At 67.8% G+C, this 17,735-nt stretch carries 18 protein-coding genes; 11 read left to right on the top strand and 7 right to left on the bottom strand.

Annotated elements, in window-relative coordinates:
- Positions 1 to 4: 4 nt before the first annotated feature.
- The 3 genes from HFL01S_RS14965 to HFL01S_RS14955 are packed head-to-tail and all read right to left on the bottom strand — an operon-like array spanning position 5 to position 2,830.
- Positions 5 to 1,066: a glycosyltransferase family 4 protein gene (locus HFL01S_RS14965; RefSeq protein ID WP_066260004.1), complete on the bottom strand. Its 1,062-nt coding sequence runs from the start codon at positions 1,064 to 1,066 to the stop codon at positions 5 to 7.
- On the bottom strand, positions 1,063 to 1,971 hold the full coding sequence (locus tag HFL01S_RS14960) for a UDP-2,3-diacylglucosamine diphosphatase (RefSeq protein ID WP_084383339.1): 909 nt from the start codon (positions 1,969 to 1,971) through the stop codon (positions 1,063 to 1,065). The genes HFL01S_RS14965 and HFL01S_RS14960 overlap by 4 nt, the downstream gene beginning before the upstream one ends.
- 1 nt (position 1,972) lies before the next feature.
- The gene (locus HFL01S_RS14955) at positions 1,973 to 2,830 is read right to left on the bottom strand and encodes a GNAT family N-acetyltransferase (RefSeq protein ID WP_066260121.1); all 858 of its coding nucleotides are present in this window, start codon (positions 2,828 to 2,830) and stop codon (positions 1,973 to 1,975) included.
- A gap of 224 nt (positions 2,831 to 3,054) precedes the next feature.
- On the opposite strand from HFL01S_RS14955, the gene HFL01S_RS14950 reads away from it, so the two are divergent.
- The 11 genes from HFL01S_RS14950 (at position 3,055) to HFL01S_RS14900 (ending at position 14,196) form a co-directional block, all read left to right on the top strand.
- On the top strand, positions 3,055 to 5,214 hold the full coding sequence (locus HFL01S_RS14950; protein WP_066260002.1) for a PhoX family protein: 2,160 nt from the start codon (positions 3,055 to 3,057) through the stop codon (positions 5,212 to 5,214).
- Positions 5,215 to 5,225: 11 nt separating this feature from the next.
- Entirely contained in the window at positions 5,226 to 6,137 is a 912-nt protein-coding gene (gene ppk2, locus HFL01S_RS14945; RefSeq protein ID WP_066260000.1) for a polyphosphate kinase 2, read from the top strand.
- Between the two features lie 65 nt (positions 6,138 to 6,202).
- Positions 6,203 to 6,553, top strand: coding sequence for an ArsR/SmtB family transcription factor (locus HFL01S_RS14940; protein ID WP_066259998.1), 351 nt, complete (start codon positions 6,203 to 6,205; stop codon positions 6,551 to 6,553).
- Positions 6,550 to 7,863 carry a hypothetical protein gene (locus HFL01S_RS14935; protein ID WP_066259997.1) on the top strand — a complete coding sequence of 438 codons (1,314 nt, stop codon included), beginning with the start codon at positions 6,550 to 6,552 and terminating at the stop codon, positions 7,861 to 7,863. Before HFL01S_RS14940 ends, HFL01S_RS14935 begins: the two co-directional genes overlap by 4 nt.
- Positions 7,864 to 7,945: 82 nt before the next feature.
- Positions 7,946 to 8,989 (top strand): ArsJ-associated glyceraldehyde-3-phosphate dehydrogenase, encoded by a 1,044-nt coding sequence (locus HFL01S_RS14930; protein WP_066259995.1) that lies wholly within the window; start codon positions 7,946 to 7,948, stop codon positions 8,987 to 8,989.
- Positions 8,989 to 10,266 carry an organoarsenical effux MFS transporter ArsJ gene (gene arsJ, locus HFL01S_RS14925; RefSeq protein WP_066259993.1) on the top strand — a complete coding sequence of 426 codons (1,278 nt, stop codon included), beginning with the start codon at positions 8,989 to 8,991 and terminating at the stop codon, positions 10,264 to 10,266. The genes HFL01S_RS14930 and arsJ overlap by 1 nt, the downstream gene beginning before the upstream one ends.
- Before the next feature lie 31 nt (positions 10,267 to 10,297).
- Entirely contained in the window at positions 10,298 to 10,810 is a 513-nt protein-coding gene (locus tag HFL01S_RS14920) for an arsenate reductase ArsC (protein WP_066259991.1), read from the top strand.
- 12 nt (positions 10,811 to 10,822) lie between these two features.
- Positions 10,823 to 11,863: an ACR3 family arsenite efflux transporter gene (arsB, locus tag HFL01S_RS14915; protein ID WP_066259990.1), complete on the top strand. Its 1,041-nt coding sequence runs from the start codon at positions 10,823 to 10,825 to the stop codon at positions 11,861 to 11,863.
- An 88-nt stretch (positions 11,864 to 11,951) separates the two neighbouring features.
- Positions 11,952 to 12,392, top strand: a complete 441-nt coding sequence (locus HFL01S_RS14910) for a hypothetical protein (RefSeq protein WP_066259988.1) — start codon at positions 11,952 to 11,954, stop codon at positions 12,390 to 12,392.
- Positions 12,392 to 12,997 carry a DOMON-like domain-containing protein gene (locus HFL01S_RS14905; RefSeq protein ID WP_157538888.1) on the top strand — a complete coding sequence of 202 codons (606 nt, stop codon included), beginning with the start codon at positions 12,392 to 12,394 and terminating at the stop codon, positions 12,995 to 12,997. Before HFL01S_RS14910 ends, HFL01S_RS14905 begins: the two co-directional genes overlap by 1 nt.
- Positions 12,994 to 14,196 (top strand): exo-beta-N-acetylmuramidase NamZ family protein, encoded by a 1,203-nt coding sequence (locus HFL01S_RS14900; RefSeq protein ID WP_066259983.1) that lies wholly within the window; start codon positions 12,994 to 12,996, stop codon positions 14,194 to 14,196. The genes HFL01S_RS14905 and HFL01S_RS14900 overlap by 4 nt, the downstream gene beginning before the upstream one ends.
- Before the next feature lie 45 nt (positions 14,197 to 14,241).
- On the opposite strand, the gene HFL01S_RS14895 is transcribed toward HFL01S_RS14900, so the two are convergent.
- The 4 genes from HFL01S_RS14895 to HFL01S_RS14880 form a co-directional block, all read right to left on the bottom strand.
- Positions 14,242 to 14,799 (bottom strand): HI_0983 family protein, encoded by a 558-nt coding sequence (locus HFL01S_RS14895; RefSeq protein WP_500778580.1) that lies wholly within the window; start codon positions 14,797 to 14,799, stop codon positions 14,242 to 14,244.
- Positions 14,800 to 14,869: 70 nt separating this feature from the next.
- Positions 14,870 to 15,367 (bottom strand): GNAT family N-acetyltransferase, encoded by a 498-nt coding sequence (locus tag HFL01S_RS14890; protein WP_066259978.1) that lies wholly within the window; start codon positions 15,365 to 15,367, stop codon positions 14,870 to 14,872.
- Positions 15,367 to 16,704: a phosphoglucosamine mutase gene (gene glmM / locus HFL01S_RS14885; protein ID WP_066259976.1), complete on the bottom strand. Its 1,338-nt coding sequence runs from the start codon at positions 16,702 to 16,704 to the stop codon at positions 15,367 to 15,369. The genes HFL01S_RS14890 and glmM overlap by 1 nt, the downstream gene beginning before the upstream one ends.
- 30 nt (positions 16,705 to 16,734) lie before the next feature.
- On the bottom strand, positions 16,735 to 17,727 hold the full coding sequence (locus HFL01S_RS14880) for a hypothetical protein (protein ID WP_066259974.1): 993 nt from the start codon (positions 17,725 to 17,727) through the stop codon (positions 16,735 to 16,737).
- Positions 17,728 to 17,735 lie beyond the last annotated feature (8 nt).

Here is a 17,735-nt window from a genome sequence, read left to right as displayed (position 1 = left end):
ACGATTATTCGACCAGCCGATGACGTTTGTGTGACAGTGCGGCGCGGCGCTGACCGGGCAAGCGCACCAGGTGCGAGAGGAACAGCTCGGCCACCCGCCCCCACCCGAAGTCCAGCGCGCGCTGGCGGGCCTGGTGGCGGCGCACGCGCAGTGCCTGCGACCAGGCCTCGCGCAGGTCGCTGTGCATCGCGCCCGCGGGGGATTCGCCGATCACCTCCAGCGGGCCGTCCACCGGGTAGGCGGCCACGGGCAGGCCGGTGGCCATGGCTTCGAGCATCACCAGGCCGAAGGTCTCGTGCAGGCTGGGGAACACGAACACGTCGGCCGCGGCGTACACCTCGGCCAGCTCGCGCCGCGCCAGCAGGCCCACCCAGTGCACGCCGGGGTAGCGGTCGCGCAGGGCCTGCTCCAGCGGCCCCACGCCACACACCACCTTGCTGCCGGGAATGTCCAGGTCCAGAAAGGCCTGGATGTTCTTTTCGTGCGAGAGGCGGCCCACAAACAGACTCACCGGCCGCGCCAGATGGCCGAGCCCGGGGCATTCGCGCGGCTCGGGGTGGAAGGCAAACAGCTGGGTGTCCACACCATGGGTCCAGTCGCGCAGGTTGGCAAAGCCCCGCTGCTCCAGCAGGCGGCGCACCCCGGCGGTGGGCACCATCACCCCCCGGCTGGGCCGGTGGAAGCGCCGCAGCAGCGCGTAGCCCCAGGAGGTCGGCACCCCCAGCGCGAGTTGCAGCATCTCGGGAAAGCGGGTGTGGAAGGCGGTGGTGAAGGGCCAGCCGCGGCGCAGGCAGTGGCGGCGCGCGGCCCAGCCCAGCGGGCCTTCGGTGGCGATGTGGATGGCGTCGGGCTGGGCCTCGTCCATCAGCCGGCGCAGCCGCGCACCCGGGAACAGCGCGAGGTCGATACCCGCGTAACCGGGACACGGCCGCGTGCGGAACTGGCCCGGGTGGATCACCGTCAGCTCGTGCCCGGCGCCCTGCAGGTGGCGGACCAGCTCCACCAGCGTGGTGACCACGCCGTTGACCTGGGGCTGCCAGGCGTCGGTCACCAGCAGGATCTTCATGCGGGCGCCAAAACCCCCGGGACCGCCTGGGGCTCCTTCAGCGGCAGGGTCAGGCCGCCGTGCCCCATCGGGTGCCAGTGCACCAGTTCCAGCCGGCCGTCCTGGTGCTCGACCAGGGCCGAGAGGCTCTCCACCCAGTCGCCGTCGTTGGCGTAGAGCGTGCCGTCGATCGTGCGCATCTCGGGGCGGTGGATATGGCCGCAAACCACGCCGTGGTAGCCGCGCTCGCGCGCCTCGGCCGCCACGGCGCGCTCAAAGTCGTTCACATGGCTGACCGCGCGCTTGACCTTGTGCTTGAGGTACTGAGAGAGCGACCAGTACGGCAGGCCCAGCTTGTGGCGGATGCGGTTGAAGTGGCGGTTGAGTTCAAGCGTCACGCCATAGGCCCAGTCGCCCACGTGGGCGAGCCACTTGGCGCACTGGATCACGCCGTCGAAGTGGTCGCCGTGGATCACCCAGAGGTTGCGGCCGTCGGCGGTGGTGTGCACCGCCTCGTTGGCCACCTCGATGCCGCCGAAGTGCATGCCATCGAACTGGCGCGCGAACTCGTCGTGGTTGCCCGGCACGAACACCACGCGGCAGCCCTTGCGAGCGCGGCGCAGCAGCTTCTGCACCACGTCGTTGTGCGACTGCGGCCAGAACCAGCGCCGCCGCATCTGCCAGCCATCGACGATGTCCCCCACCAGGTACAGCGTGTCGCTGGGGTGGTGCTTGAGAAAGTCGAGCAGCGCGTCAGCCTGACAACCGGGCGTGCCCAGATGAATGTCAGAAATGAACACCGCCCGAAGCGAAGACGCAACCGGAGCAGAGGCTTCTTCCAGTGGAGCCGTGGAACCGGCTATGCCGGGCCACAGGCTCCGCCCCCCTGGGGGGGTGACGCCGAAGGCGGCGCGGGGGGGAGCCATTTCAGACTCCGAAGTGGCGCCGGTACCGCGCCGGCATCTCGGCGATGCGCATGATCATCGGCAGGTCGGCGGCGTTGAAATCAGGGTCCCAGGCCGGCGGGCCCATGACCTTGGCACCCAGGCGCAGATAGCCCTTGATCAGCGCCGGAGGGTCGACCTCCAGGGAGCTGTCCAGCCGCTCCACCGGCAGCGGCAGCCGGGGTCGCACGTGGCAGTCGATCGGGGCCATGTGCTTGTCCTTGACCTGGCGCCAGATGCTCGCCGCCGCGTGGCCGCCGCCGATCATGCCGTGCGGGCCTTCGTACTGCATGGGAATGCTGGCGCAGCCGATCATGGTGTCCAGCCGGTTGCGCTGCATGAAGGCTGCGAGCGCGCCCCACAGGGCCATGATCACGCCACCCTGGCGGTGGTCGCGGTGCACGCAGCTGCGGCCCAGCTCCACCATGCTCTCGCGCAGCGGGCGCAGGCGCACCAGATCGAACTCGGTGTCGCTGTAGGTGCTGCCAGCGCGCTTGGCCTGCTGGGGGGTCAGCACGCGGTAGGTGCCGATCACCTTGCGCGTGGCGCCGTCGCGCACCAGCAGGTGCTCGCAGTAGTCGTCGAAAAGATCAACGTCGTGGCCTGGCACGGCATTGGAGAGAATGGCCCCCATCTCGCCGGCAAACACCTCGTACCTCAGGCGCTGCGCCTCACGAACCTCGTCCAGGTGCCGCGCCCAGCCGACGTCGATGCCGGCCGGTGCCTGGACCACCGCACCGGGGACCACCACCGCAGCGGGCGCGTCCGTGCGGGGGTGAAGTGACCTCCGGAAGTCGGGCAGCGGCGACAGGTCCAGCGTCGGGGTGGGCAGTTCTCGCATGGTGGGCTCCTGGGTGAGGATGGCGTCCACAACGGACGCTGGGTGGATGGATCGGTTGCTCATGGCCACGATGCTCCGGCCCCGCCATGTCCCTCCCGTGGCAGCCCGATGAAACTTTTTTGACGCTGCAGGCCTGCCCCACAAACTGCCGCACAACCGTCATGAAACTTTCACAGCCTCCGCACAGACTGCACGCGTTTTCCATCAACCCACGCGGAACCGACATGAGCCACAAAACCGAATCGCACTTCAACAACGAAGCGTCGAACACATCCAGCAACCCGGCCTTCGAACAAGTCCTGGAAACCCGCCTGAGCCGCCGCAGTCTGTTCCGCGGCGCGGGGCTGGCGGGTGCCGCCGTGGGCGCCGCGTCTGTCACTGGCTGCGCCACCACCATGGGCAGCGGCAGCGCCACCCAGCTGGACCGCCTGGGCTTCAAGGCCGTGCCCAAGAGCCTGGCCGACAAGGTGATCGTTCCCGAGGGCTACACCGCCCAGGTGATCTACGCCCTGGGCGACCCGCTGGCCGCCGGCGTGGCCCCGTTCAAGAACGACGGCACCGACACCCAGTTCGAACTGCGCGCCGGTGACCACCACGATGGCATGGAGTGGTTCGGCCTGGACGCCTCGGGCAAGCCCTCGGCCAGCTACAACAGCCGCGGCATCCTGGGCGTGAACCACGAAGCCACCACCGACGAGAAGCTGGCCTCCTTCTTCATCCACGCCAACGGCGGCACCGCCACCCTGCCCCGCCCGGCCGCCGAGATCGACAAGGAACTCGCCATCCACGGCCTGTCCTTCGTCGAGGTGCAGACCGACGGCAAGCGCTGGGCCCACAAGGCCGCCTCGCCGTTCAACCGCCGCATCACCACCATGACGCCGGCCGTCGTGCACGGCCCGGCCCGTGGCAGCGAGCACCTGGTCACCAAATACAGCCCCGACGCCACCGCCTGCCGCGGCACCATCAACAACTGCGGCACCGGCAAGACCCCCTGGGGCACCTTCGTCAGCGGTGAAGAGAACTGGTTCGGCTACTTCTTCCGCGACGCCAAGGACGACGACGCGCGCAAGAAGGACAAGCAGGTGCAGGCCCTCAAGCGCTACGGCCGCAACGCCGGCGCCGCCAGCCGCCATGGCTGGGAGAGCGGCGGCAGCGACGACCGCTTCGTGCGCTGGAACAACAGCGCCATCGGCGCCTCGGCCAAGGACGACTACCGCAACGAGATGAACACCTTCGGCTATGTGGTCGAGGTGGACGCCTACGACACCGCCGCCCCGATGCGCAAGCGCACCGGCCTGGGCCGTTTCGCGCACGAGAGCGTGGCCTTTGCCAAGCCGGTGGCCGGCCAGCCCATCGTGGCCTACATGGGCGACGACGCCCGCGGCGAGTACATCTACAAGTTCGTCTCCGACGCCAAGTGGGACCCCAAGGACGCCCAGCCGGCCAACCGCCTGGCCGCCGGTGACAAGTACCTGGACAAGGGCACCCTGTTCGCCGCCCGCTTCAAGGGCGACGGCACCGGGCAGTGGCTGGAGCTGTCGATGAACAACCCGCAGATCGCCAACAGCTCCTACTTCGAGTTCAAGAGCAACGCCGACGTGGCGATCTTCACCCGCCTGGCCGCCGACGCCGCGGGCGCCACCAAGATGGACCGCCCGGAATGGAACGGGGTGCACCCGCGCACCGGCGAGGTCTACTTCACGCTGACCAACAACAGCGCCCGCACCGCCGCTACCGCCGACGCAGCCAACCCGCGCGTCTACACCGACCTGAAGGCCGGCAAGGAGCAAAAGGGCAACGTGCACGGCCACATCGCGCGCCTGGCCGACGCCTCGCCCACCGGCCTGACGTTCAAGTGGGACATCTATGTGTTCGGTGCCGAGGCCGACGCCGACAAGGCCAGCGTCAACCTGTCCAGCCTGACCGACGAGAACGACATGTCCGCGCCCGATGGCCTGGTGTTCAGCCCCGCCACCGGCATCTGCTGGATCCAGACCGACGACGGCGCCTACACCGACAAGACCAACTGCATGATGCTGGCCGCCATCCCCGGCAAGCAGGGCGATGGCGCTGCCCGCACCCTCAAGCACGGCGACCGGGAAGTCACCACCTACGTGGGCAAGACCCCGACGCCGTCGACGCTGGCACGCTTCCTGGTCGGCCCCAAGGACTGCGAGATCACCGGCTGGTGCGAGACCGCCGACGGCCGCGCGGTGTTCATCAACATCCAGCACCCGGGCGAAGGCACCAAGATGGCCGACGTGACCGATCCGTCGAAGTACACCAGCCAGTGGCCCGCCAACGCCGGCTACGGTGCTGGCCAGCGTCCGCGCTCGGCCACCATCGTCATCACCAAGAACGACGGCGGCGTCATCGGCAGCTGATGGGAAGCACCATGAACGGCGACACCGGGCTCCGGACGGACCAGCAGATCGCACAGCTGCGCGAAGACCTGCTCGACTCGATGGACGAGGAGTTCGAGCTGGAGATGGAGGACCGGCTGGGCGAGGACGCGCAGCGCCCCGGCGCCAGCGCCTCCAGCCGCATCAGCTACTTCCGGGAGCTGTTCCGGCTGCAGGGTGAGCTGGTCAAGCTGCAGGACTGGGTGGTCGCGACCGGGCACCGGGTCGTGATCATCTTCGAGGGCCGCGACGCCGCGGGCAAGGGCGGCGTGATCAAGCGCATCACCCAGCGGCTGAACCCGCGGGTCTGCCGCGTGGTCGCGCTGCCCGCGCCCAACGACCGCGAACGCACGCAGTGGTACTTCCAGCGCTACGTGACGCACCTGCCCGCGGGTGGCGAGATCGTGCTGCTGGACCGCAGCTGGTACAACCGCGCCGGCGTCGAGAAGGTGATGGGCTTCTGCAGCGACGAGCAGTACGAGGCCTTCTTCCGCGACGTGCCTGAGTTCGAAAAGATGCTGGTGCGCAACGGCATCCAGCTCATCAAGTACTGGTTCTCGATTTCCGACGAGGAGCAGCACCTGCGCTTCATGGGCCGCATCCACGACCCGCTCAAGCAGTGGAAGCTCAGCCCGATGGACCTCGAATCGCGCCGCCGCTGGGAGCTCTATACCAAGGCCAAGGAAGTGATGCTGGAGCGAACCCACATCCCCGAATCGCCCTGGTGGGTGGTGCAGGCGGACGACAAGAAGAAGGCGCGCCTGAACTGCATCCACCACCTGCTGAGCCAGATGCCGTACCACGAGATCGAGCGCCCGGCCATCGTGCTGCCTCAGCGCGAGCGGCACGAGGACTACCGGCGCCAGGCGGTGCCGGAACAGATGGTGGTGCCGGCCATCTACTGAAGCAACGACTTCACGCCGCGACCAGCGGCGTGTTTTTGCCCCAACATTTCAACTATAATTGAAATATGGAATCAATCACACCCGCAGAGCAGCAAGCCCTGAGTGCCCTCACCGCCCTCTCCCAAGTGGTGCGCCTGCGCGCCTTCCGCGAACTGGTGGTGGCCGGCCCGGCCGGCATGACGCCGGGCGCCATCGCCGAGCGCCTGGACGTCGCGCCCAGCTCGCTGTCCTTTCACCTCAAGGAACTCGTGCACGCCGACCTGGTGAGCGCCGAACCGCAGGGCCGAAACCTCATCTACCGCGCCCACTTCGACCGCATGAACGCCCTGCTCGGCTATCTGACCGAGCACTGCTGCGGCGGGCAAGCGTGCGAGGTGGCGCCTTCGGCCTGCAGCGACTGCGGAGACCCCACATGAACCTCGCCGACGCGCTGAACCTCGGCTGCGCCTGCCAGACGCTGGAGACGCCGCGCCTGCGCGAGCAACTGGAAATCGAACCCTCGCTGGCCGGCCTGACCGCGCGCCTGGCCCAGAGCCACCCGCACCTGTTCTCGCGCACAGCGGTGTTCCTCGATGCTGGGGTGATGGAGCAGATCACCGACGCGGTGGCCGCACTGGAACGTGTGATCGCCCTGCCCGCCTGGCAGCAGCAGGCGCTGGACCGCGCGCCACCCATCGCCCGCCTGGACCACTGCCCCGCCGGTGTCTTCATGGGCTACGACTTCCACCTGGCCGACGACGGGCCACGCCTGATCGAGATCAACAGCAACGCCGGCGGCGCCTTGCTCAACGCTGCCCTGGCGCGGGCGCACCGCGCCTGCTGCGAATCGTTCCAGCAGGTGTTCGACCCGCGGGACCGGCTGCGCCACCTCGACGAGGCCTTCGTCGCCATGTTCCGCGCCGAATGGCAGGCGCAGCGCGGCGATGCGCCGCTGCGCAACATCCTGATCGTCGACGACGCGCCCGAGGCCCAGTACCTGGCGCCGGAGTTCCAGATGGCGCGCGCGCTGTTCGCCGCGCACGGCCTCACCGCCGTGGTGGCCGACCCGCGCGAACTGCAGTGGCAGGGCGGCGCGCTCTGGCACCCGGCCCTGCCCGCCGGCACGCCGGTGGACCTGGTCTACAACCGGCTGACCGACTTCTACCTGCAGGACGGTGACCACGAGGCGCTGCAGCAGGCCTACCTTGCGGGCGCTGCGGTGGTCACGCCGCATCCCCGCACCCACGCGCTCTACGCCGACAAGCGCAACCTGATCGCGCTGTCCGACACCGCGCTGCCTGAACGCTGGGGCGTGAGCGACGCGGACCGTGCCCTGCTGCGCCGGGTCGTGCCTGCGACGCAGCGCGTCACGGCGGACAACGCCGATGCCCTCTGGGCGCAACGGCGCGCACTGTTCTTCAAACCGGCCGCCGGCTTCGGCGCCCGCGCCGCCTACCGCGGCGACAAGCTCACCCGGCGCGTGTGGGCCGAGATCCTGGCCGGGGACTACGTCGCCCAGACCACCGTGCCGCCCAGCGAGCGACTGGTGCGGGTGGACCAGGACACCGTGCGGCTCAAGCTCGACCTACGGGCCTACACCTACCGCGGCCAGGTGCAGCTGCTGGCTGCCCGCACCTGGGCCGGCCAGACCACCAACTTCCGCACCGAGGGAGGCGGCTTTTCGCCGGTGGTGGTGCTGCCCGCTGCGGCGGACCTGACCGCGCAGCCCATTGTGACCGCCACATGACAAGGCCGGTGTTTTCATCGGTTTGTCACAGACTGCCGGGACAATTCGAGTTTTATTGAAACATCTGAATCAGAGCAACAAGATGAAAGTCGGTATCAACGGAATGGGCCGCATGGGCCGCCTGGCCCTGCGCGCCGCGTTTGGCGCCATCGAACGCGAAGCCATCGACCCGCGCAGCGGCAACCGCCTGGAGGTGGTGCACCTCAATGAAATCAAGGGCGGTGCCGCCGCCACCGCCCACCTGCTGGCCTTTGACACGGTGCAGGGCAAGTGGCGCGCCGACATCGCGGCCGAGGGCGGGGACGCTATCCGCATCAACGACCAGCGCCTGTCGTTCAGCGAACACGCGACCGCCGCCGAGATCCCCTGGGGCGATCTGGGCGTGGATCTGGTGCTGGAATGCACCGGCAAGTTCCTCACGCCCGAGACACTGCAAGGCCACCTGGACCGCGGCGCCAAACGCGTGATCGTGGCCGCGCCGGTGAAGGTGGGCGATGTGCTGAACATCGTGGTCGGCGTCAACGAGCACCTCTACAACCCGGCGCGCGACCGCATCGTCACCGCCGCCAGCTGCACCACCAACTGCCTGGCCCCGGTGGTCAAGGTGGTGCACGAGGCCATCGGCATCAAGCACGGCCAGATCACCACGCTGCACAACCCGACCAATACCAACCTGGTGGTGGACGCGCCACACAAGGACCTGCGCCGTGCGCGGAGCGCCATGGTCAACCTGGCGCCCACGACCACCGGCAGCGCCACCGCCATCGCGTTGATCTACCCCGAACTCAAGGGCAAGCTCAACGGCCACGCGGTGCGCGTGCCGGCGCTCAACGCCTCGCTGACCGACTGCGTGTTCGAACTCAAACGCGCGACCACGGCCGACGAAGTGAACGCCCTGTTCGAGGCCGCCGCCAAGGGCTCGCTGGCCGGCATCCTGGGCTACGAGAACCGCCCGCTGGTGAGCGCCGATTACGCCCGCGACACGCGCAGCTCCATCGTCGATGGGCTCTCGACCATGGTGACCGACGGCACGCTGCTCAAGGTCTACGCCTGGTACGACAACGAGATGGGCTACGCCACGCGCATGGTCGACCTCGCTTGCCACTTGCAGAAGACCGGCATCTGATGAACGCCCCGACGTCCACCGCCAGCCACGCGGTGCGCAACTACGCCATCGTCACCGCCGCCTACTGGGGCTTCACGCTCACCGACGGTGCGCTGCGCATGCTGGTGCTGCTGCACTTCTACAAGCTGGGCTATTCACCGTTCACGCTGGCGTTCCTGTTCCTGCTGTACGAAGCGGCTGGCGTGCTGGCCAACCTGATCGGCGGCTGGCTGGCCACGCGCCACGGCATCCAGCGCATGCTGACCGTGGGCCTGGTCACGCAGATCACCGGTTTCACCCTGCTGTCGATGCTCGACCCCACCTGGACGGCGGCGATGTCGGTGGCCTGGGTGGTGGTGTCACAGGGCATCTGCGGCGTGGCCAAGGACCTGACCAAGACCGCCAGCAAGTCGGCCATCAAGGTCACGCAGGCGCAGGCCAAGGCCGAGGACGGCGGCAACAACCAGCTCTTCAAGTGGGTGGCCTGGTTCACCGGCAGCAAGAACGCCATGAAGGGCTTTGGCTTCTTCCTCGGTGGTGTGCTGCTGCAGGCGCTGGGCTTCCAGCAGTCGCTCTGGGCCATGGCCGGCCTGCTGGTGCTGGTGCTGGCGGGCGTGGTGCTGTCGGTGCCGCCGATGATGGGCAAGGCCAAGGCGTCCAAATCCGCGAAAGAGCTGTTTGCCAAGAACTCCGGGATCAACGGCCTGGCCGCCGCACGCGTGGCGCTGTTCGGCGCTCGCGACGTGTGGTTCGTGGTCGGCGTGCCGGTGTTCCTCTACTCGCAGGGCTGGACCTTCACCATGGTCGGCGGCTTCCTGGCGGCCTGGACCATCGGCTACGGCCTGGTGCAGGCGCTGGCGCCCAACCTGGTCAAACGCAGCCCCGATGGACTGACCAGCGAAGTGCCGGCCGCGCGCTGGTGGTCGCTGGCGCTGGCACTGATTCCGGTGGGCATCGCGGCGGCCGTGTGGCTGCAGGTGGCGAACCTGCAGTGGTGGGTGGTCGGCGGCCTGGGCCTGTTCGGCTTCGCCTTTGCCGTCAACTCTTCGGTGCACTCCTACCTGATCCTGGCCTACGCCGGCAGCGAGAAAGCCGCCGAAGACGTGGGCTTCTATTACGCCGCCAACGCGCTGGGCCGCTTCTTCGGCACGCTGATGTCGGGCCTGCTCTACCAGTGGGGTGGCCTGCTGTACGCCCTGGCCGGCTCGGCGCTGATGCTGCTGGCCTGCTGGCTGCTGACGCTGGCCCTGCCCACGCGCCTGGCGCTGCCAGCCGCCGTCGCCACGCCCTCCACCTGAACACCCCTCCACTCCTGAAAAGGACGCCTTCATGAACGCCCCCAAGGTCTACAACGTGCTGTTTCTGTGCACCGGCAACTCGGCGCGCAGCATCATGGCCGAAGCCATCCTCAACGCGCAGTCGGCCGGGCGCTTTCGCGCCTACAGCGCAGGCAGCCACGCCGTGGGCACGGTGAACCCGCGTGCCATCGAGCTGCTGCAGCGCAACCACTTTCGCACCGGTGAGCTGCGCAGCAAGAGCTGGGACGAATTCGCCACGCCCGACGCGCCGGTGATGGACTTCGTCTTCACCGTCTGCGACCAGGCCGCCGCCGAGATCTGCCCGGTCTGGCCAGGCCAGCCGATCTCGGCCCACTGGGGCGTGGCCGATCCGGCCGCCGTGACCGGCGATGACGAGAAGGCCCACCGCGCATTCAACGACGCCTTCAGCGTGCTCTCGCGCCGCATCTCGCTCTTCATGTGCCTGCCCATCGAGAAGCTCAGCCGCCTGGCGCTGACCCAGGAAGTCCAGCAGATCGGGAAGGACCAGCCGGCCACCGTCTGATACCGTCACCCCATGGGACTCTTTGAACGCTACCTCACGGTCTGGGTCGGCCTGGGCATCTTGGCCGGCGTGGGTCTGGGCCTGCTCACCCCCGCGGGCTTCGCCGCCATCGCCGCTGTCGAGTTCGCGCACGTCAACCTGATCGTCGCTGTACTCATCTGGGTGATGATCTATCCGATGATGATCCAGATCGACTTCGCCGCCGTGCGCGATGTCGGCAAACGGCCGCAGGGCCTCGTGCTCACCGTGGTCATCAACTGGCTCATCAAGCCCTTCACCATGGCGGCGCTGGGCGTGCTGTTCTTCCGCTACCTGTTCGCCGGCTGGGTCGACCCACAATCGGCCAGCGAGTACATCGCCGGGATGATCCTGCTGGGCGTGGCGCCCTGCACCGCGATGGTGTTCGTGTGGAGCCAGCTCACCAAGGGCGACCCCAACTACACGCTGGTGCAGGTGTCGGTGAACGACCTCATCATGGTGGTCGCCTTCGCCCCCATCGCCGCCTTTCTGTTGGGCGTGACCGATCTCACCGTGCCGTGGCAGACCCTGCTGCTGTCCACCCTGCTCTATGTGGTGCTGCCGCTGGTGGCCGGCGTGCTGACCCGGCGCTGGTGGCTGGCGCGCGGAGGCGAAGCGGCTGTGGCCGGTTTCGTGAAGCAACTCAAACCATGGTCCGTGGTAGGCCTGATCGCCACCGTGGTGCTGCTCTTTGGCTTCCAGGCCGAGACCATCGTCGCCCAGCCCGCAGTGATTGGACTGATCGCCATCCCGCTGCTGATACAGACCTACGGCATCTTTGCCATCGGTTACCTGGGCGCGCGCTGGCTGAAATTGCCGCACAACATCGCCGCGCCGGCCTGTCTGATCGGCACCTCCAACTTCTTCGAACTGGCGGTCGCGGTGGCCATTTCCCTCTTCGGTCTGCACTCGGGCGCGGCCCTGGCCACGGTGGTCGGCGTGCTGGTGGAGGTGCCGGTGATGCTCTCGCTGGTCGCCTTCCTGAACCGCAGTCAGCACCGCTTCGGAACGGCGCGGGCCACGCCCTCGCACTGACCCCGATCACTACAATCGACCGCAGCGACACGGTCGTCCCCACACGGGGCTCCGCCATGCTGCACCGACCACGCACCAAGGAGCCCCCATGCCCTCTTCACGACTGGCCCTGACCCTGGGCACCGCGACCCTCGTGCTGATGGGCTGCTCCAGCATCTCGCTGGACCAGCCCGCCCCCAAGGCGGATGCCGCTGGCACCGGCAGCAACGTGCGGGTCGTGCGGTCTTACGACAACAGTTTCGACGGCGAAATCAGCGGCACGCCCGCGCTCGACAGCCGCTTCGCCAAGGTGAAGATCGGCATGGAGCTGGAGCAGGTCTACAAGCTCATTGGCGAGCCCGATCAGCTCTACAACCACACCACCGGCAAGAACTGGATACCCTTCTACTTCGGCGCCGACGGCCGGCGCATCGTCACCCACTACCGCGGCGAAGGCTGCCTGACCTACAGCGCGGGCGGCGCGTTCAACGGCAAGAAGCAACTGCTGCGCATGGACGTCGACGCCGCCGGCCAGTGCTACAAGCCCTGATGCCCAGCGCACCATCCGGCGGTCTGCCGGCAGCCCCACTGCGTTTGCAGGTCCACCCCGGCGAACAAGGGCCCGCGGGCCTGGGCGTCTCGGCCTCCTTGGAGCTGGTGGCGTCCGACGACGGGCCGGGCTGGCTGCTGCGCTACCGGCTGGAAGGCGACATCGACGCGCTGGCCCTTCCGCCGCCCGCCGTGGGCGCCGCCGACGGCCTCTGGCGCCACACCTGCCTGGAAGCCTTCATGCAGGACGGCGATGGTCCGAGCTACCACGAGTTCAACCTTTCGCCCTCGGGGCAGTGGGCTGTCTATCGATTCAGCGCCGAGCGCCAGCGGATGCCCGGCGACGCACCACCGCCTGCCGGACCGACGGTCACCACCGAACGCTCCGCCGATTCGCTGGTGCTGCAGGCCTGGCTGCCCGGCGCCCTGCTGCCCGCGCGACCGACCGCCATCGGCCTGACCGCGGTCATCGAAACCCTCGATGGCCGGATCAGCCACTGGGCACTGCACCACCCGCGCGCCGACCGGCCCGACTTCCACCACAGCGCCGGCTGGACCTTCCAACCCGCCCTGCCCCCGCTTCCACCCGCTCCTCCGTCCGCATGAAATTCGGCATCGAACGTTTCCTCGAAGACCCCGTTCTGCGCGCGCCGCTGGCCGGCCGCCGCGTCGCCCTGCTCGCCCACCCGGCCTCGGTCACGCGCGACCTGACCCATTCGCTCGACGCGCTGGCCGCCCTGCCCGATGTGAAGCTCAGCGCCGCCTTCGGCCCGCAGCACGGCCTGCGCGGCGACAAGCAGGACAACATGGTCGAGTCGCCCGACTTCACCGACCCGGTGCTGGGCATCCCGGTGTTCAGCCTGTACGGCGAGGTGCGCCGGCCCACGGACGCCATGATGGACACGTTCGACGTGTTGCTGGTGGACCTGCAGGACTTGGGTTGCCGCATCTACACCTTCATCACCACGCTGCGCTACGTGCTGGAAGCCGCCGCGAAACACGGCAAAGCGGTCTGGGTGCTCGACCGCCCCAACCCCGCCGGCCGCCCGGTGGAAGGCACGCTGCTGCGCGAGGGCTGGGAGAGCTTCGTCGGCGCCGGCCCCATGCCTATGCGCCACGGCATGACCATGGGTGAGCTGGGCCACTGGTTCATCGACCTGCTCCGGCTCGATGTGGAGTACCGGGTCATCACCATGGACGGCTGGCGGCCCGACGAAGGCCCCGGCTTCGGCTGGCCGCAGGAAAGGACCTGGGTCAACCCCAGCCCCAATGCCGCCAACCTCTGGATGGCCCGCGCCTACGCCGGCACCGTGATGCTCGAAGGCACGACGCTCAGCGAAGGCCGCGGCACCACGCGCCCGCTCGAACTGTTCGGCGCCCCCGACATCGACACCACCCGCCTGCTGGCCGACATGCACCGCATCGCGCCGCAATGGCTGGCCGGCTGCCGGCTGCGCGCATGCTGGTTCGAGCCGACCTTCCACAAGCACGTCGGCAAGCTCTGCGCGGGCGTGCAGATCCATGTCGAAGACCCGCAGCACTACGACTACGCCGCGTTCAAACCCTGGCGCCTGCAGGCCCTGGCCTTCAAAGCAGTGCGCGAACAGGCCTTCGACTACCCGCTCTGGCGCGATTTCCCCTACGAGTACGAGCGCGACCGCCTGGCGATCGACCTCATCAACGGAGGGCCGGCACTGCGCGAGTGGGTGGACGACATGAACGCAACGGCCGGTGACCTGGAAGCCGTCGCCGCGCCCGATGAAGCGGCCTGGATCGAAACCCGCCGGCCGTTCCTGCTCTACTGAGCGAAAAGGCTGTCTGCGCCGCGGCGTGCAGCAGCCGGAGCCTGCCTAGCGCGGCGCCAACACCGCCTTGGTCACGGACCCCATGTCGTACTGAACGACCTGCCGGACCCACGAAGCCCGGGTCGTCCGCAGCTTCTCGGCCACCTGGGGCTGGCCCGAATGGAAGCGCTGCGCCACCTGCAGCGACACCAGACCCCGACCATCCGGACTCTTCACGTAGCGAAAGACGTTGAACTCCATGATGTCCTGCCCGTCGGTCCAGGTGAGAAAGTCGATGGTGGCATCGGTCTTCGCCTCGTTGCTCATCACGCTCGTGCGGGCCTGGGGATTGGCCTTCATGACCACCTGTTCAAGCCGCAGGGCAGCTGCCACCGGGTCGTTGTCCAGAAACGGCATCTGCTGGTATCGAAGGCCGACCAGCCGGGTCCAGTTGTTCAGGTTCTCCGTCGGGCGCACAAATTCCACCAGCCGGTCACCATTTGACGGTGCACCGACAAACTGCTGCGTGTAGTCCTCACCGTCAAACCGAAACCCCGAGGGCTGCGCCCACAGCGCCGCACAGGGCAGCACACACAACAAGCCAACAACCGACCTTCTTTTCATCCTCGCCCCCCTCAAAAAGCCGCCCCACCGTGCGCAAAGCCTGCGGCGCGCCGCACACGTCGTTTTGTGTTCAGTCGGCGCCCAGCCACTTCTGCATGAACTGCGCCGTGCCCATCGCCGGGTCCAGCTGGTAGCCCTCGTAGCCGATGCGCCGGTAGAGCTTGACCGCCGGCGCGTTGCCCGAGAGCACCTCCAGTGTCATCTTCACCGCGCCACGTTCCACCGCGATGCGCTCGGCCTCGGCCAGCATGGCCTCGGCAATGCCGCGCCCACGGTGGCTGGCCAGCACGGCCACGTCGTGCACGTTCACCAGCGGCTTGCACTTGAACGACGAAAACCCCTCAATGCAGTTGACCAGGCCCACCGGCTGCTCACCATCGAACGCGAGCACGCTGTAGGCCTGCGGCCGCGCAGCCAGCTCGCGTGCCAGATTGGCCTTGACGAAATCGGACAAGGGCTCGCCGCCACCCGCCGGGTCGCTGGCGTAGGCATCGAGCAGGGCCACCACAGCGGCCGCGTCGGGCGGGTGGCCGTAGTCGGCCTGTCGCACAGAGAACGCCGCCGCCATCAGAGCACCTTCACCGCGGCGACCAGGCGCTCGGCGCAGGCCTTGGCCTGTGCGGCATCGCGCGCCTCGACCATCACGCGCAGCAGCGGCTCGGTGCCGCTGGCACGGATCAGCACGCGCCCCGTCTCGCCCAGTTCGGCCTCGACCGCTTTGGTCTCGGCGGCCAGCGCCGGATTGTTTTTCCAGTCTTCCTGGCCGGGCTGCAGCCGCACATTGATCAGCGTCTGCGGGAACAGGGTCACATCGGCCAGCAGCTGCGCCATGGACTGCCCGCTGCCGGCGCAGGCCTGCATCACCTGCAGCGCCGACACCAGGCCATCGCCCGTGGTGTGCTTGTCCAGCACCAGCAGGTGGCCCGAGCCCTCTCCGCCCAGGATCCAGCCGTGGCGCTCCAGTTCTTCGAGCACATAGCGGTCGCCCACCCGGGCGCGCACGAACTTGACGCCTTTCTTGCGGAATGCAACCTCGACGGCCATGTTGGTCATCAGCGTGCCCACCACGCCGGGCACGTCGATGTCGCGCGCGATGCGGTCCGAGGCAATCAGGTAGAGCAGCTCATCGCCGTTAAACAGACGGCCACTGGCGTCCACCAGTTGCAGCCGGTCGGCGTCGCCATCCAGCGCCACGCCGTAATCGGCGCCGGTCGCCTGCACCGCAGCCACCAGCGCCTGCGGGTGGGTCGCGCCCACCTCGTGGTTGATGTTCAGGCCATCCGGTGCGCAGCCGATGCGCACCACCTCGGCACCGAGCTCGTGGAACACGGCGGGCGCGATCTGGTAGGCCGCGCCGTGGGCCGCGTCCACCACGATCTTCAGGCCCTTGAGCGTCAGATCGTTGGGAAAGGTGCTCTTGCAGAATTCGATGTAGCGCCCGGCGGCGTCGTCCATGCGGCGCGCCTTGCCCAGGTTGCGCGAATCTGCCCAGACCGGATCCTTGTCCAGCTCGGCCTCGACGGCCAGTTCCCATTCGTCCGAGAGCTTGTTGCCCTGCGCGCTGAAGAACTTGATGCCGTTGTCACCGAAGGGGTTGTGGCTGGCGGAAATCACCACGCCCAGGCTCGCACGCTGCGCCCGGGTGAGATAGGCCACGGCGGGCGTGGGCACCGGGCCCAGCAGCACCACATCGACACCCGCCGAGTTGAAACCGGACTCCAGTGCCGACTCCAGCATGTAGCCGGAGATGCGGGTGTCCTTACCGATCAGCACCGTCGGGTGCTCCTCGCTGCGCCGGAGCACACGCCCTACGGCGTGGGCCAGCTTGAGAACGAAGTCGGGGGTGATCGGGGCCTGACCAACGGTGCCACGGATGCCGTCGGTGCCAAAGTATTTGCGCGTCATGCGCGCGATTTTAGGTGCCCTACCGGTGGCTCATCCACGGGAGAGCACGGGCGCATCCATCTGTTGTGCAGCCTGGGCTTGGGACGGTACGCCGCTCTCCATCGCCAGATCTTTAGAACGTTCGCGTGCCATGGCCACCGCCTCGCTCCAGTGGCTGCGTTCGCTTTGCGCCAGCGCCGATCCCACATCGATCTCCCGCAAGGGCGGGAACGACTGGCACATCGCCACCTTGCTGCAGTGCTTGCTCAACAGGAACGACTGCACGTCACCCTGCCCTGCGAAGCGTGTTTGCTCCTTGGCAGCCGCTGCGGCCAAGGAGCTCACTTGCTGATCGCTCATGCCAAGCTGGCCGAGGCGGTCCCCGAGCTGTTCCCTGAAACGCTGGGCCGTCTCGCGCTGCTGCGGCGTGCCTAGGTCGTTTTCGCTGATCAGCTTTTGGAACCAACTGCGGTCAGATGGCTCCTTGAACCGCTCCGAGTTCAAAGCACTGCCCGGCATCGGATCTACTATTTGCTGAATGTCCTTGATGTTGCGAGCGGGCTGCAGACGCCCGTCAAAGAAGCGCTCAATCGGCCCGGTGCGCTGCAGAGCAATCACCTCCCCTTCCGCTCCAACAACTTCCGGCCGATGAATCTCAAAGCCTGCGTGCTTCAAAGCCCCCCAGGTGAAGTCGACGCAGCTGTTGGTGGCGCCGTTGTACTCGCCTTTGAAGTAGCGCCAGTCTTCGTCCACCGCAGCTTCGCCATATTGCTTGAGCCTGGTGTATTGCTCCTCGGTGATTTCCATGGTGCGAGCGAAGGCTGGGCTCTGGTACGCCTTTGTGTCGGTTCGATAACCTTTCCCGGCACCACTGGCTGCACCGTGCTCCTTCGGAGCAAAGCCATAGCTGTTCCCGACCTTGCCGTCAGACACCTCGTACCACATGTGTCCAGCCGCTGACGTGCCATCGGGCCGCCCCTGCATGTCCACCAGCGGTGTGCCTGGCAGTGCCGTGTACACGGTGACTTGGTATGGGCCCGCCATGTGCACTC

The organism is Hydrogenophaga flava NBRC 102514 (genome assembly GCF_001571145.1).
Lineage (GTDB): Bacteria > Pseudomonadota > Gammaproteobacteria > Burkholderiales > Burkholderiaceae_C > Hydrogenophaga > Hydrogenophaga flava.
This window is presented reverse-complemented; position numbering and strand designations above follow the sequence as displayed.

Excerpts from the sequence above, each read along its gene's own strand:
- HFL01S_RS14965 (WP_066260004.1), bottom strand. The coding sequence starts at position 1,066 with ATGAAGATCCTGCTGGTGACCGACGCCTGGCAGCCCCAGGTCAACGGC.
- HFL01S_RS14960 (WP_084383339.1), bottom strand. The coding sequence starts at position 1,971 with ATGGCTCCCCCCCGCGCCGCCTTCGGCGTCACCCCCCCAGGGGGGCGG.
- HFL01S_RS14955 (WP_066260121.1), bottom strand. The coding sequence starts at position 2,830 with ATGCGAGAACTGCCCACCCCGACGCTGGACCTGTCGCCGCTGCCCGAC.
- HFL01S_RS14950 (WP_066260002.1), top strand. The coding sequence starts at position 3,055 with ATGAGCCACAAAACCGAATCGCACTTCAACAACGAAGCGTCGAACACA.
- ppk2 (WP_066260000.1), top strand. The coding sequence starts at position 5,226 with ATGAACGGCGACACCGGGCTCCGGACGGACCAGCAGATCGCACAGCTG.
- HFL01S_RS14940 (WP_066259998.1), top strand. The coding sequence starts at position 6,203 with ATGGAATCAATCACACCCGCAGAGCAGCAAGCCCTGAGTGCCCTCACC.
- HFL01S_RS14935 (WP_066259997.1), top strand. The coding sequence starts at position 6,550 with ATGAACCTCGCCGACGCGCTGAACCTCGGCTGCGCCTGCCAGACGCTG.
- HFL01S_RS14930 (WP_066259995.1), top strand. The coding sequence starts at position 7,946 with ATGAAAGTCGGTATCAACGGAATGGGCCGCATGGGCCGCCTGGCCCTG.
- arsJ (WP_066259993.1), top strand. The coding sequence starts at position 8,989 with ATGAACGCCCCGACGTCCACCGCCAGCCACGCGGTGCGCAACTACGCC.
- HFL01S_RS14920 (WP_066259991.1), top strand. The coding sequence starts at position 10,298 with ATGAACGCCCCCAAGGTCTACAACGTGCTGTTTCTGTGCACCGGCAAC.
- arsB (WP_066259990.1), top strand. The coding sequence starts at position 10,823 with ATGGGACTCTTTGAACGCTACCTCACGGTCTGGGTCGGCCTGGGCATC.
- HFL01S_RS14910 (WP_066259988.1), top strand. The coding sequence starts at position 11,952 with ATGCCCTCTTCACGACTGGCCCTGACCCTGGGCACCGCGACCCTCGTG.
- HFL01S_RS14905 (WP_157538888.1), top strand. The coding sequence starts at position 12,392 with ATGCCCAGCGCACCATCCGGCGGTCTGCCGGCAGCCCCACTGCGTTTG.
- HFL01S_RS14900 (WP_066259983.1), top strand. The coding sequence starts at position 12,994 with ATGAAATTCGGCATCGAACGTTTCCTCGAAGACCCCGTTCTGCGCGCG.
- HFL01S_RS14895 (WP_500778580.1), bottom strand. The coding sequence starts at position 14,799 with ATGAAAAGAAGGTCGGTTGTTGGCTTGTTGTGTGTGCTGCCCTGTGCG.
- HFL01S_RS14890 (WP_066259978.1), bottom strand. The coding sequence starts at position 15,367 with ATGGCGGCGGCGTTCTCTGTGCGACAGGCCGACTACGGCCACCCGCCC.
- glmM (WP_066259976.1), bottom strand. The coding sequence starts at position 16,704 with ATGACGCGCAAATACTTTGGCACCGACGGCATCCGTGGCACCGTTGGT.
- HFL01S_RS14880 (WP_066259974.1), bottom strand. The coding sequence starts at position 17,727 with ATGGCGGGCCCATACCAAGTCACCGTGTACACGGCACTGCCAGGCACA.